This window comes from Corallococcus sp. CA054B (genome assembly GCF_003611625.1).
GTDB lineage: Bacteria > Myxococcota > Myxococcia > Myxococcales > Myxococcaceae > Corallococcus > Corallococcus coralloides.
In genome coordinates, this window is record NZ_RAVY01000241.1 from 1 (window position 1) to 13,412 (window position 13,412).

Genomic DNA, 13,412 nt, shown 5'->3' on the forward strand with positions numbered 1-13,412 from the left:
TTCTGGAAGGGGTTGGGGAAGCTCAGGAGCGGGGGGTGATCAGCGTGTCCGGTGCGCGGGGACCGGCGGCGCTGGCCCGGGCGATGGCGATGGTCAGGCGGTAGGCGGTCTGATCCAGGTCGGCCGCGTGCAACACCAGCTCTCCGTAGGTCCGGCGCGCGAGGAGCAGGTCCTGCAACGCCGCGCCTCCTGCCTTCACCGCCGCGTCCAGGCGCTGCACCACGCCTTCGGCCAGCGGCAGCGTCTGGGTTTGGAGCTTCTGGCGGCGCTCCTGCACGGCGCGCAGCTGCTGATTCAGCGTGTCCGTCTCCCGCGAGGCCTGGGCCGTGAGCAGCTCTCGCGCGGCCCTCGCGGCTTGGGCGCTCGCGCTGGCGGCGTGCGCGTCCGCCTGTCCGTGGTCGAAGAGAGGGAGCGGAATCGACAGGCCCACGAAGAGGGAGTTCTTCTGGTTGCCGGAGATCATGAACTGGTCTCGCGTGTAGCCGGCTCGCACCGTCGGATCCGGAATCCAGCGGCGCTTCGCCAGCGTCAGCGAGGACCGCGCGGAGTCCTCCTGCGCGCTCAGGGCCCGCAGGTCCGGCCGGGATTCGATGGCGACGGGGGAGGGCGCCCGGTCGAGCCTCGCCTGGAGGAAGGACATCGCCCGCTCGTGGCTTCCAAAGGGCTCACACGGGATGCCCGCGAGCTGCGCGCAGGCGAGCAGCGCGTCCGTGAGCTTCACGCGCTCCTCTCCCAGCGACGTCTCCAACGACTGCGCCTCCAGCGTGGAGCGGTCCACGTCCAGGCCCGCGGCGTCGCCGTGCCGCTGCCGGGCGCGTTGCAGGTCCGTGAGCTTCAGCGCGTCCTCGGTGAGCTTCGTCAGCTCCGCGATGCGCACCTCCGTGGTGGCCACCTCCGCCGCCCGCTCCAGCACGTCGTACGTGCGGGCCCTCAGCGCGGCGTGCACGTCCAGCGTGGTGGCGGACAGCGCCGCCTTCGCGGCGTCCTGACGCGGGCCCCGCTTGCCCAGCTCCACCAGCTCCGACACGCCCACGACGTAGTTGGGCACGTCGTCCAGGCGGCGCAGGCCCGGCGGGTTCGTGGCGCCGATGGGGATGGTGTTCATCGACACGTCCAGCTCCGGATTGGGCAGCAGGTGCGTGCGCTGGTGATCCGCTCGCGACGCCGCGAGGCGGGCGCGGTCGTCCGCGAAGTCCGCGGAGTGCTCCCAGAGCAGCTCCGCCAGACCGTCGTCATCCGGCAGGGTGGAGAGCAGCAGCGTGGCGGAGGACGTGGGGCGCTGCTCGGCACCGGCGGTGAGACCGAGCAGGGTGATGAGAGCGGGGAGGAAACGGCGCAAGCGGCAGGCTCCGGTGAGAATCCGGAGGAGCCCCATCGCAAGCCGTGTGCCCGGTCTGGCCCCAGCAAATCCGCGCGGATGCGGCGCCGCGCGACTTCAAAATCCTTTCAGCGCCCGCGACTTCAAAATCCTTTCATCGAGGGCACTGCAAATCGCTTCAGGTGTCGCCCAGGCGCTTGAGGAAGGTCGGATAGGACAACCCGAGCGCCTTCGCCGCCTCCATGCGCCGGCCGCCCAGCCGCTCCAGGACCCAGCGCACGTAGGCCTGCTCCAGGTCCTCCATGGGCACGGGCTCCGTCACGCTGAAGGCTCCCGGCGGTACGGTGCCCGGCGCCTCCACCTTCACCGCGGCGCTCACGGAGGGCGTGCCGCCCAGCACCTCCAGCTCCAGCTCCGGTCCGGGCTCCAGCACCAGCGCCCGCTCCAGGATGTTGCGCAGCTCGCGCACGTTGCCCGGGAACGCATAGGCGCCAAGCCTCGCGCGGGCCTTCGCTCCCAGACTGACGTCGCGCCGGCCCAGCTCGCGGCCCAGGTCCGCGAGCATTCCTTCCGCCAGCGGGAGGATGTCCTCGCGCCGCTTGCGCAGCGGGGGGATGTCGATGCGGAACACGCTCAGGCGGAACCAGAGGTCCTCGCGGAAGTTGCCGCCCGACATCTGCTTGGGCAGGTCCCGGTTGGTGGCGGCCACGATGCGCGCGGTGCTCGTCTGCTCCGTGGTGCCGCCCAGCCGGCGGAAGCGCCCCGAGTCCAGGAACGTCAGCAGCTTCGCCTGGAGCGGCAGCGGCAGCTCGCCCACTTCATCCAGGAAGAGCACGCCGCCGTGGGCCACCTCCACCAGCCCGCGCCTCGCGGTGCGCGCGTCCGTGAAGGCGCCCTTCTCGTGGCCGAAGAGCTCGCTCTCCACCGTCTGCTCGGGCAGCGCCGCGCAGTTGATGTGCACGAAGGGCGCGCCCCCGTCCTTCGACGCGAGCGCATGCAGGTGCCGCGCGAGCTGCTCCTTGCCCACGCCCGTCTCGCCCAGCAGCAGCACCGGGCTTCGCGGCGACGCGGCGATGCGCTCCAGCATCGCGAACACCCGCTGCATCGCGGCGGACGTGGGGGGCACCAGCCGGCGGCGGCCGGACAGCTCCGCCTCCGCCGTCTCCAGACGGTCCCTCAAACGGCTCGCGTCCACGGCCCGGCGCGCGCGCAGCACCAGGTCCGCCAGCTCCACGGGCTTGGCCAGGTAGTCCGCCGCGCCTGCTCGCACCGCGTCCACCGCGCTGGCGATGTCCCCGTGCGCCGTCACCATCACCACCGCCACGCCGGGCGCGTGCGCCTTCAGCTCCGGCAGGAACGCGAGCCCATCTCCGTCCGGCAGGCGGCGGTCCAGCACCAACAGCACGGGCGTGGCCTTCGCCAGCGACGCGCGGGCTTCGTGCAGCGAGTGCGCCACCGTGAGGCTGAAGCCCTCGCGTTGCAGCGCCACCGCCGCGACGGTGGAGAAGGCGCGGTCGTCATCCACCAGGAGGACGGGGAGGCTCATGGCCGGGGCACTCGGGGAAGGTGGAGGAGGAAGCGGCTGCCATCGGGGAGGCGCTCGAAGGTGAGCTGTCCGCCCTGATGTTCCAGCGCCTGACGCGTCATGGCCAGCCCCAAGCCGATGCCCTTGGGCTTGGAGGTGTGGAAGGGCTCGAAGAGGTGTCCCTCCACGTCCGGCGGCGGTCCGCCCCCGTTGTCCTCCACCGTGACCACCGCCGCGTCCGCGTCCAGGCGGGCGCGCACGCGCACGTGGGGCTCGGTCACCTTGCCCAGGTCCTTGGCCGCCACCGTGGCCTCCATCGCGTTGCGCACCAGGTTGTCCAGCGCGGTGGTGAGGAGCAGCGGGTCGCACGACAGGGGCGCCGCGTCCGGGGGCACGTCCACGTCCACGCGCACCTCGCCCGCCTCCGGCAGTGAGCGCAGGCCCTCCACCACGTCACGCACCAGCTGGGACAGGTTCACGTCCACGCGGCGCACGACGGGCGGCTTGCCGAAGTTGAGCAGCGACGTGGCCAGGTGCGCCAGCCGGTCAATCTGCCCGTGCAGCGTGCGCACCACGAGCCCGCCCTCTCCTTCAGGCGAGACGAGGCCGGTGGCCGCCTTGAGGCCGTTGAGGGAGTTCTTCACCTCGTGCGCGATGAGGCTGGCGGCGCTGCCCAGCGCGGCCATCTTCTCCTGCCGGGCGGAGCGCGATTCGACCTCGCGGAACAGGCCGTAGACGCGGCGCCAGTGGACGGTGAAGAGCACCAGCGTGCCCACCTGGAGCAGCGCCAGCACCAGCAGCTGCACGAGGAAGCGGTCGCGCAGCCCGGACAGGAGCGCGCTCTCATCCGCGGCGAGCACCAGGTGCAGCCCCGTGCCGGGCACGGGCGTGGCGGTGAGGAAGGTCTCCGGCATCGCGTCCAGCGACGGGGGCCGGACGCCCTCGCGGATGAAGTCACGCAGCTCCCCGGACGCTCGCGACACGTTGGCCCACGAGGGCGGCGCGCTCGGCAGGAAGAGGTCGCCGGAGGCGTTGAGGACGAGCAGCTCCAGGTCGTTGCTCAGGGGGCGTCCGCCCGGCAGCGCCGTCCCCGTGTCCAGCAGGCCCGCGAGCACCGCGGTCGTCTGGCCCGCGCGCACCACCGGCACCGCGACGACGAAGAGGGACGCGCCCGGCGCGATGGCGTCCACCACCGACGTCTGGCGCGCGAGCACCTGCTGGAACCAGGGGCGCGTGGCGAAGCCGTCCTGGGCCTGCGCCTCGTCGAGCGGCGGGTCGCTCCAGCGCAGCTTGCCCTGCGCGTCCAGCACCATCACGCCCGCGTGGAAGAGGCCCGCGCGCGGCGTGGTGAGGTCCTGGAGGTCTTCGGTGGGCAGCTCGCGCTTCACGTCCGGGCCCACGCCCTCGGACACGCGCAGCAGCTCCGTCTGGAGCAGCTTCAGGTGCAGGCCCAGCGCCTCCGCGTAGACGCGGGCCTCGCGCGTCATGCGGGACTGGAACTCCGCACGGGCTCCGGCGACGTCACTGCGGTAGGAGAGCAGCGGCCCCGCGACGGCGACCGCGCCCAACAACACCAGGCCCGCGACGACGGAGCGGACGAACTGCCGCTCCGCCTGGGCGAGCCCGGGCCGGCCCGAAGGCGCGGCTGACGTCTCAGGCGCTGAGCTTGGTGGCACCCGCGCTCTGGGACAGCTTGTCGGTGAGGTACTGCCCGGAGAAGCACGCGGTGCAGTAGGTGCTCCGCTTCGGGTCCTCCACCGCGGCGCCCAGGCCCTCCAGCGACAGGTAGCCCAGGGAGTCCGCCGTCACGTACTTCGCGATCTCCTCCGTGGTGTGGCTGGCCGCGATGAGCTCCGTGCGGCTGGGCGTGTCGATGCCGTAGTAGCAGGGCCACTGCGTGGGCGGCGACGAGATGCGCAGGTGCACCTCCACGGCGCCCGCGGCCTTGAGCATCTTCACGATCTTGCGGCTGGTGGTGCCGCGCACGATGGAGTCATCCACCACCACCACGCGCTTGCCCTTGAGCACCTGGCGCACGGCGGACAGCTTCAGCTTCACGCCGAAGTGGCGGATGGACTGCTGCGGCTCGATGAAGGTGCGGCCCACGTAGTGGCTGCGGATGAGGCCCACGTCGTAGGGGATGCCGCTCGCCTGCGAGAAGCCGATGGCCGCGGGCACGCCGGAGTCCGGCACCGCGATGACCAGGTCCGCCTCCGCGGGCTGCTCGCGCGCCAGCTGCATGCCCAGGCGCTTGCGCACCTCGTACACGCTGCTGCCGAAGAGCACCGAGTCCGGCTTGGCGAAGTAGACGTGCTCGAAGATGCAGCGGCCCAGCCGGGGCGCGGGCTTGAAGGGCATGCTGGAGCGCAGCACGCCGTTCTCGATGACGACCAGCTCGCCGGGCTCCAGCTCGCGCACGATCTCCGCTTCGATGAGATCCAACGCCGTCGTCTCGCTGGCGAGCACGTACGCGCCTTCCTTCATCTTGCCCAGCACCAGCGGCCGGAAGCCGTTGGGGTCGCGCACCGCGATGAGCTTGTCCTCGGTGAGGAGCAGGATGCTGTACGCGCCCTCCACCCGGCGCAGCGCATCCACGAGGCGCGCCTCGAAGGTGGGCTGCTTGGAGCGGGCGAGGAGGTGCATCACCACCTCCGTGTCCGCGTCCGACTGGAACAGCGCGCCCTCCGCCTCCAGCTCCGCCTTGAGCTCCACCGCGTTCACGAGGTTGCCGTTGTGCGCGATGGAGAACTGGCCGCCCGCGTAGTTCACGAACAGCGGCTGGGCGTTCTTGATGCCACTGCCACCCGCCGTGCTGTAGCGCACGTGGCCGATGGCCGCCTTGCCGGGGAGCCCTTCAATCACCGGCGCGGTGAAGATGTCGGCGACCAGGCCCATCTGCCGGTGCGCGCGCAGGGTGTTCCCGTCGGACGCGACGATGCCGGCGGACTCCTGTCCGCGGTGCTGCAGGGCGTGCAACCCCAGGTACGTCAGGTTGGACGCCTCTCCGTGACCCACGATTCCGAAGATGCCGCACATGGCGCGCTGCCTTACCCCTTTCGACCGCGAAGCGGAACAGGAACGCACGCCTTGGAGGTGGGTATTCCACCATCAGCCGACGTCGGCCCTTGTAGGCCAGGCAAGGTGCCGTTGCCTGAAAGGTAGGAGCCTCTGGACGCGCCGAGGAGTTACGCTGCCCTCCGGCATGTCCTCTTCCCGGCGCTCCTTCCTCCGCCCCTTGCTTCCCTTCGCCTTGCTAACGGCCGGGGCGGCCTACGCGCTCGCCTCCTGGAACTGGTGTGGGAGGTGGGAGGAGCGCACGCCCGAGGTGCTGTCACAGGTGCGTGGCGAAGGCCCCCTGCGCGCGGGCGCGGCGAAGGTGGCCCTCTCCCCGCCCTATCCGGTGGTGGTGGCGGGCTACGTCCCACCCCGGCCCGAGGCGAGCCAGGCCGAGCTCCCCCTCCATGCGAGGGCCCTGGTGCTGGAGGCCGGTGGCGCGCGCGTGGGCGTGGTGTCGCTGGAGCTGCTCCTGGTGACGCCGGAGATCACGGCCAGGGTGCGCGAGCGCGTCGCGAAGGCCGGGGTGAAGGAGGTGCTGGTGGTGGCCACGCACACCCACTCCTCGTTTGGAGGCTACGACGCGCGGTGGGCGGCCCAGCTCTCCGGCACGGGGCGCTACCGGGAGGCGTCCGTGAACGCGGTGGTGGAGGGCGCGAGCGAGGCGCTGGAGCTGGCCGCGGCCTCCATGAAGGACGTGACATTGGAGGTGGGCGGCGCGGCGGACGCGGGGCTCGTCTATTCCCGCTCCGGTGGGGATGTGCCGGACGGCCAGCTCACGCGGGCGGTGTTGCGCGGAGCGGAGGGGCCCGTGGCGGAGGTGCTGGTGTTCGCCGGGCACGCCACGCTCATTCCCCGGCAGCGGGCGCTGGTGGATCCGGACTTCCCGGGCCGGCTGAGCGCGCTGCGCGAGGAGGCGGGCAGTGGCGTCACGCTGTTCGTGCAGGGCAGCGAAGGCAACGCGTCCGTGGCCTTCAGCGAGGGCCAGGGCCCCGAGCGCGCCCTGGGCTTCGCGCGCAAGCTGTCGGCGCTGGCGGACGGGGCGACCCCGGCGTCCGTGACGGAGCCGGTGCGGCTGGCGTTCGCGCGCGTCCAGACGGCGCTGCCCCGGCCGGACTCGTCGCGGCTGGTGCCCGCCTTCACCCGCGCGGCGGGGGACAACTTCCTGTGCGGTTCGTCACCGCGCGAGGCGGAGGTGGACGCGCTGGCGCTGGGGCCCCTGGAGCTCTTGTCCATCCCCGGCGAGCCCACCGTGGGCGCGGGCCGCGTGCTGGCGGACCTCACCGGGGCCACGCACGTGCTGGGGCTCGCCAACGGCTACGTGGGCTACCTGGACACGCCGGAGCGGGTGCGCGAGGGACAGGGCGAGTCCCGGCGCCAGTACTTCGGTCCCGCGCTGCTGGAGCGCCTGGGTACGGCCGCGCGCGTGGCCTCCGGCGCGGTGGGCTTCTCTCCCGAGAAGTAGGCGGCAGGTAGGCGCGGCGGAGGCCCGTCCGCCCGCCTGCCCTGCGGACCTCCTGACATCCGTCTGTCCCAGGTCCGCACCGTCGCTGACGGAGGGCCCGCTGCCTACCTTGGTCCTCGGATCGTCTTCGCGAAACAGGGGGCACGGGATGAGGTGGGAAGGCGGACGTCGCAGCTCGAACATCGAGGACCGGCGGGGCAGTGGCTTCGGACGTCCGCTCGCGGTGGGCGGCGGCGCCGCGTCATTGGTGGTGGCCCTGCTGGTGATGCTGCTGGGCGGCGACCCGTCCGACGTGCAGATTGGCACGCGCACCTCCCCGTATTCGCAGCCGGGCACGGGCGGCTCCGGGAACGTGGATCCGCGGCAGGAGGAGCTGAAGGACTTCGCCTCCGTGGTGCTCGCGGACACCGAGGACACCTGGCCCGGCCTGCTGGAGCCCCAGGGCGTGCGCTACGTGCAGCCGCGCATGGTGCTCTTCTCGGACGCGGTGCAGTCCGCGTGCGGCATGCAGGAGAGCGCGGTGGGGCCCTTCTATTGTCCGGGCGACCAGAAGGTGTACCTGGACCTGAGCTTCTTCGACGAGCTGGAGAGCCGCTTCGGCGCGCCGGGTGACTTCGGCCGCGCGTACGTCATCGCGCACGAGGTGGGGCACCACGTGCAGAACCTGCTGGGCGTCTCCCGCAAGGTGCAGTCCCTGCGCAACCGCGTGAGCGAGGAGCAGGCCAACCAGCTCTCCGTGCTGACCGAGCTCCAGGCGGACTGCTTCGCCGGCATCTGGGCCCACCACGCGCAGCGGGAGCGCAACCTCCTGGAGCAGGGCGACGTGGAGGAGGGCCTGGGCGCCGCCAGCGCCGTGGGCGACGACACCCTCCAGAAGCGCGCCCGGGGCTACGTCGTCCCGGAGTCCTTCACCCATGGCTCCGCCGAGCAGCGCATGACCTGGTTCAAGCGCGGCCTGGAGCAGGGGACGCTGGAGGCGTGCGACACCTTCAACGCCCGGCGGTAGGTGACGCGCTCAACGGCGGCGCAGCGGCTGCTGCTGCGTCCCCATGAGCGGCTGCTGGAGCTGGTACGTCCCATTCAGCGGCTGCTGGAGCTGGTAGCTCCCGTTGAGCGGCTGTTGGAGTTGGTAGCTGCCGATGAGCGGCTGCTGGATCTGGTAGCTGCCGACGAGCGGCTGCTCGAGCTGGTACGAACCGGCCATCGGCTGTTCGAGCTGATACGTGCCGGCGAGGGGTTGCTGGAGTTGGTACGCCCCGGCGGGCGGCTGATAATAGTAATTGTCCCAGAAGGTGTTGGCGCCGGAATCGCTTGTCAGTGATTGTTGGTCGTCCAGGTTCTGCGAGTCATTGTCTTCCGGGCCCGTCAACGCTTCGTCCTGCTGCGCCAGGACCGGACCTGCCGCGAGCGCCACCACCAGGGTCACCAGGGGGCCAGTGCGCATGGGCGTCCTCGTTCTTTCCGTCGCGGGAGAGGGGAACCGCGCCGCGACCTCCTTCTCAAGATGACCGCCCGGGTCGGCTTCGGGGAGCGCGGCGCCCTCGCCCACGGGCCTGTCCGGGCGCCTGTCATGGGGCCGTGCGTCATTCGTCTTCCGGACACATTGCGGACGATAGGCTTACCGCGTGCGCGTGCTTTTTTGAGCGTGGCTGAAGGGGCGCTGCGTCAAAACACAAACGTGAAACTTGTGCTTGTCGTCAGTGTGTCTTTGCTCCGAGCATGCCGCCTTCCCGCTGCTTCGCGGGCCGCGGGCGCTTCCCCGTGGCCCATGCGGAGCGGCTTCGCGGAGGAACGACATGCCCCGTTTGCAGTGGACCCGCGCTTCGCGCGCGACCGTTCTGGCCCTGGTGGGGGCCCTCTCGCTGACCGCCTGCTCGGATGATGAGGACACCACGCCGGACTCGGGCGTGAAAGTGGACGCGGGTACAAAAACGGACGCGGGCACGGACACGGACGCGGGCAGCGACGCGGGAAGCGTGGACACGGGCATCCCCTGGGACGGCGGCAGCGCGGGGAGCTTCTCCTGCGAGGGCAAGACCCAGACGACGCTGAACTTCGCGCCGGGCCAGGAGGAGGCGCTTCAGGACCAGGTGAATGACATGGCCGAGTGCACCACCGTCCAGCTGGCGGCGGGCACGTACACCTTCGACAACGCCATCACCATCCGCCAGAACGGCATCACGCTGGTGGGCGCGGGCAAGGGCACCAAGGGCGAGGGCACGGGCGGGGCGAGCAGCACGGTGCTGGTGTTCACCGGCGCCGCGGCGAACTCCAACGGCCTGGACGTGGTGGGCAATCGCTTCACGGTGAGCGACCTGGCGGTGTGGAACGCCAAGAAGGACGCCATCCGCGTGGAGTCCTCCACCGACGTCGTGATGCGCCGCGTGCGCACGGAGTGGGCGGAGGCCGACAAGGAGAGCAACGGTAAGTACGGCCTGTACCCGGTGAAGTCCAAGTACGTCCTCATCGAGGACTGCGAGGCGTACAACGCCGCGGACGCGGGCATCTACGTGGGCCAGACGGAATACGCCGTCGTGCGCAACAGCGTGGCGAAGCAGAACGTGGCGGGCATCGAGATTGAAAACACGAAGTACGCCTACGTGCTGGGCAACACGGCCCAGGACAACACCACGGGCCTGGTGGTGTTCGACCTGCCGGGCAACCCCATCATGGGCACCGACATCCGGGTGAAGAACAACACCATCACCGGCAACAACCGGCACAACTTCGCGTCCGTCGCGAACAGCAGCAGCACGGTGTCGCAGGTGCCGGCGGGCACGGGCACGTTCATGCTGGCGTCGCGCCGCGTGGAGCTGACGGGCAACATCTGGGGCAACAACAACACGGTGGACGTGGCGGTGCTGAGCGGCCTCACCATCGAGCCGAACGACAAGCTGTGGGAGGCGGGCGGCTTCAACTTCGCGAGCGCGGACGTCTACATCCACGGCAACACCTTCCAGGGTGGCAGCGGCGACAACGTGGACAACGGCAACCTGAGCCCGCAGCTGCGGCCCCTGGGCGCGGCCCTGGCGGCGCTCTACACCTACGGCGAGACGCAGGGCGCGAAGGGCGTGGAGCACCTGGTGTGGGACGGCGTGGACCCCTTCGGTCATCCCCGCACGGAGGTGAACCCCATCAACATCTGCTTCGCCGACAACACGCTGCCCTCGGGCACCGTCAACGCCATCGCGAACCTGGACCTGGTGGCGGCGGGCTCGCTCGTGGCCAAGGGTGACTTCGCGGGCGGGTGGGGCCTGACGAAGCACTATCCGGCCACGCAGAAGGAGTTCGCCTGCTCGGGCTTCAGCCCCGCGCTGACGATTGGCGACTTCATCCAGTAACCGCGGTCAGGGAGCGTGACACCCATGTGGACGTCGTTCGTGAGCCCCCGTCTCTCCGTGGTGCTGCTGGCGCTGTCGCTGGCGGCCTGCGGTTCCTCCGACCCGGAAGGCCCCGGGCCCACAGTCGACTCGGGGACCTCCGTGCCGGATGCCGGAACGGAGGACTCGGGGGTTCCGGACGCGGGCACGGATGCCGGAACGCTGGATGCGGGCGTTCCGGACGCCGGCCCCGTGGACGCGGGGCCTCCGCTGGACATCCCCAACACGCTGTCGGGCTTCGGGCTGTTCACCGGAAGCCCGGCGGACGGGGGGCTCGTCCCGGTGGAGGGCAACGTGCCCTACACCCTGTCCACGCCGCTGTTCTCCGACTACTCGGTCAAGTCACGCACCCTCTACATCCCCCCCGGCAAGACGGCGCACTACCAGCCCCTGGACGCGCTGGACCTGCCGGTGGGGACGCTCATCACGAAGACGTTCGCCTTCCCGGCGGACCTGCGGAAGCCGGACCAGGACGTGCGCTACATCGAGACGCGCGTCCTGGTGCGCCAGCCCTCCGGCTGGGAGGCGTGGCCGTACGTCTGGGACGCGGAGCAGACGGAGGCCACGATGATCCCCGGTGGCCGCGTGCGCGACGTGACGTTCATCGACCTGGAGGGGGAGACCCGGTCGTTCCGGTATTCGGTGCCTGCCAGGAACCAGTGCCAGCAGTGCCACCACCTGGTGGACGCGAAGGGCGATCAGGTGATGCATCCCATCGGGGTGAAGGCGCGCTACCTGCACCACACGAACACCTACGGCGGCGTGGAGCGCGACCAGCTGGAGTACCTGGCGTCACTGGGCAAGCTGGATGGGCTGCCCGCCCAGGCGGAGCTGCCGAAGGCGCCGGACGCGTTCGACCCGCAGGCGGCGAACCTGGACACGCGGGCGCGCACGTACCTGGACATCAACTGCGCGCATTGCCACAACCCGAAGGGAACGGCGGGCATCACCAGCCAGCTGTTCCTCAACTTCGACAACACGAACGTGTTCAACCTGGGCGAGTGCAAGCGCCCGGGCTCGGCGGGCAGCGGCGTGGGCGGCGATTTCGACATCGTCCCGGGCAAGCACGACGAGTCCATCCTCTGGTACCGGCTGCACACGGAGCAGTCCGGCAAGATGATGCCGCAGATCGGCCGCACGCTTCACCACGCGGAGGGCTCGCAGCTCATCGCGGATTGGATCGACGCCATGCCGGTGAAGGCCTGCAAGTAGCGCTCAGGCGGCCGGCGACGGGGGCTGGGGTTCCTGCTCCAGCCCCACGTTGCTGGACGCGCGGTTGTAGACGGCCAGGTCCAGCAGGCCCTCCTCGCGGGCCACCAGGACGGGCACCAGCATCTGGCCGGTGACGTTGGTGAGGGTGCGCATCATGTCCAGCACCCGGTCGATGGCCAGCAGGTAGCCCAGCCCCTCCAGGGGCAGCCCCGCGGCGCTGAGGACGACGGTGGTCATCACCACCGCCGTGCCGGGCACGCCCGCGGTGCCGAAGCTGCCCAGCACGGACGCCAGCAGGATGATGAAGAGCTGGGGCGCGGACAGCGTCAGGCCGAAGTACTGGGCGATGAAGAGCGACGTCATGGCCGGGTAGATGGCGCCGCAGCCGTCCATCTTGATGCTGGCGCCCAGCGGCACCGCGAACGCCGCGTAGTCCCGGTCGACGCCCAGGTTGTGGGTGACGCTGCGCAGGGCCACCGGCATGGACGCGAAGCTGGAGGAGCTGACGAACGCCACCTGCATGCCCGGCGCGGCGCCCCGGAAGAAGCGCAGCGGGTTGAGCCCGTGCGCCGCGAGCAGCCCGCCGTAGACGAAGACGACGTGCACCGCGCACGCGAGGTACAGCGTGAGGACGAAGGTGCCCAGGGGCAAGAGGCGCTCGAAGCCGTACGTCCCCACCAGCGCGGCGATGAGGCCGAAGGTGCCCAGCGGCGTCAGCTCCAGCACGAAGCGGGTGACTTGGATCATCGCCTCGCTGGCCTCGCCCACGAGCTGCCGCAGACGCGCGGTGCGCTCCCCCAGCTTCACCAGCGCGAAGCCTAGCAGGCCCGCGAAGAAGATGACCTGGAGCATCTTGCCCTCCGCCAGCGCGGCGAAGGGGTTGGTGGGCACCACGTCCAGGAGCACCTGCACGGGGCCGGGCACCTGCCGGGGCTTGAAGTCGCTGGCCGCCTGGAGCGTGCCCACGCCCACGCCCGGCTTCGTGAGGGCGGCGGTGCCCAGGCCCACGCCCACGGCCAGCGCGGCGGTGACGGCGAACCAGAGGAAGGTGCGGCCCCCCAGCGCCGCCACGCTCTTCTGGCCGCGCAGCGCGGACACCGCGTGGATGACGGCGAAGAACACCAGCGGTGTGGCGATCATCCGGATCAGCTGGACGTAGAGGGTGCCCAGCGGCTGGAGCCAGATGCCGGCGCGGTCGCCCAGCGCCCATCCAGCGAGCGCGCCCAGCACGAAGGCGCCCAGCACGCGCTGCCAGAAGGGAATGCGGAACCAGCGGGCCCAGAGCTTCATCGCGCAACACCTCTCACAGCGTGGACCGGCAGACCCTAACCCCCTCGCGGGTCCAGCGCCGCGTTCCCCTCCGAGGACGCCCCACATCATTGCGACCCGCTCCCCAGCCCCCTAGGCTTCTGCCCGCTTTCCCCCCAATCCCCTGCTGTCTCTTATCCCCATCTCCGT

Annotated in this window: 10 protein-coding genes; 4 read left to right on the forward strand and 6 right to left on the reverse strand. The window is 70.9% G+C overall.

The window, feature by feature from the left end:
• Positions 1-22: 22 nt before the first annotated feature.
• The 4 genes from D7V80_RS36255 to purF all read right to left on the reverse strand — a co-directional run bounded on the left by D7V80_RS36255 (position 23) and on the right by purF (position 5,879).
• Entirely contained in the window at positions 23-1,339 is a 1,317-nt protein-coding gene (locus tag D7V80_RS36255; protein WP_120592440.1) for a TolC family protein, read from the reverse strand.
• 157 nt (positions 1,340-1,496) lie between these two features.
• On the reverse strand, positions 1,497-2,864 hold the full coding sequence (locus D7V80_RS36260; protein ID WP_120592441.1) for a sigma-54 dependent transcriptional regulator: 1,368 nt from the start codon (positions 2,862-2,864) through the stop codon (positions 1,497-1,499).
• On the reverse strand, positions 2,861-4,519 hold the full coding sequence (locus D7V80_RS36265) for a sensor histidine kinase (protein WP_120592442.1): 1,659 nt from the start codon (positions 4,517-4,519) through the stop codon (positions 2,861-2,863). The genes D7V80_RS36260 and D7V80_RS36265 overlap by 4 nt, the downstream gene beginning before the upstream one ends.
• Positions 4,497-5,879: an amidophosphoribosyltransferase gene (gene purF, locus D7V80_RS36270; RefSeq protein ID WP_233585980.1), complete on the reverse strand. Its 1,383-nt coding sequence runs from the start codon at positions 5,877-5,879 to the stop codon at positions 4,497-4,499. Before purF ends, D7V80_RS36265 begins: the two co-directional genes overlap by 23 nt.
• A gap of 166 nt (positions 5,880-6,045) precedes the next feature.
• Between purF and D7V80_RS36275 the strand changes: the two genes are divergently transcribed.
• On the forward strand, positions 6,046-7,362 hold the full coding sequence (locus tag D7V80_RS36275; protein WP_120592444.1) for a neutral/alkaline non-lysosomal ceramidase N-terminal domain-containing protein: 1,317 nt from the start codon (positions 6,046-6,048) through the stop codon (positions 7,360-7,362).
• Between the two features lie 148 nt (positions 7,363-7,510).
• Complete coding sequence (locus D7V80_RS36280) at positions 7,511-8,368, forward strand: neutral zinc metallopeptidase (RefSeq protein WP_120592445.1); 858 nt, start codon at positions 7,511-7,513, stop codon at positions 8,366-8,368.
• Between the two features lie 9 nt (positions 8,369-8,377).
• Here the strand turns inward: D7V80_RS36280 and D7V80_RS36285 are convergent, their stop codons facing one another.
• Positions 8,378-8,806, reverse strand: a complete 429-nt coding sequence (locus D7V80_RS36285) for a hypothetical protein (RefSeq protein ID WP_147447333.1) — start codon at positions 8,804-8,806, stop codon at positions 8,378-8,380.
• A 352-nt stretch (positions 8,807-9,158) separates the two neighbouring features.
• On the opposite strand from D7V80_RS36285, the gene D7V80_RS36290 reads away from it, so the two are divergent.
• Both D7V80_RS36290 and D7V80_RS36295 read left to right on the forward strand, forming a co-directional pair.
• The gene (locus D7V80_RS36290) at positions 9,159-10,703 is read left to right on the forward strand and encodes a parallel beta-helix domain-containing protein (protein WP_120592447.1); all 1,545 of its coding nucleotides are present in this window, start codon (positions 9,159-9,161) and stop codon (positions 10,701-10,703) included.
• Between the two features lie 39 nt (positions 10,704-10,742).
• A complete protein-coding gene (locus tag D7V80_RS36295) occupies positions 10,743-11,954 on the forward strand; it encodes an SO2930 family diheme c-type cytochrome (protein ID WP_233585981.1) in 1,212 nt (403 codons plus the stop codon).
• Positions 11,955-11,957: 3 nt separating this feature from the next.
• On the opposite strand, the gene D7V80_RS36300 is transcribed toward D7V80_RS36295, so the two are convergent.
• Positions 11,958-13,244: a dicarboxylate/amino acid:cation symporter gene (locus tag D7V80_RS36300; protein WP_120592449.1), complete on the reverse strand. Its 1,287-nt coding sequence runs from the start codon at positions 13,242-13,244 to the stop codon at positions 11,958-11,960.
• Between the last annotated feature and the right edge of the window lie 168 nt (positions 13,245-13,412).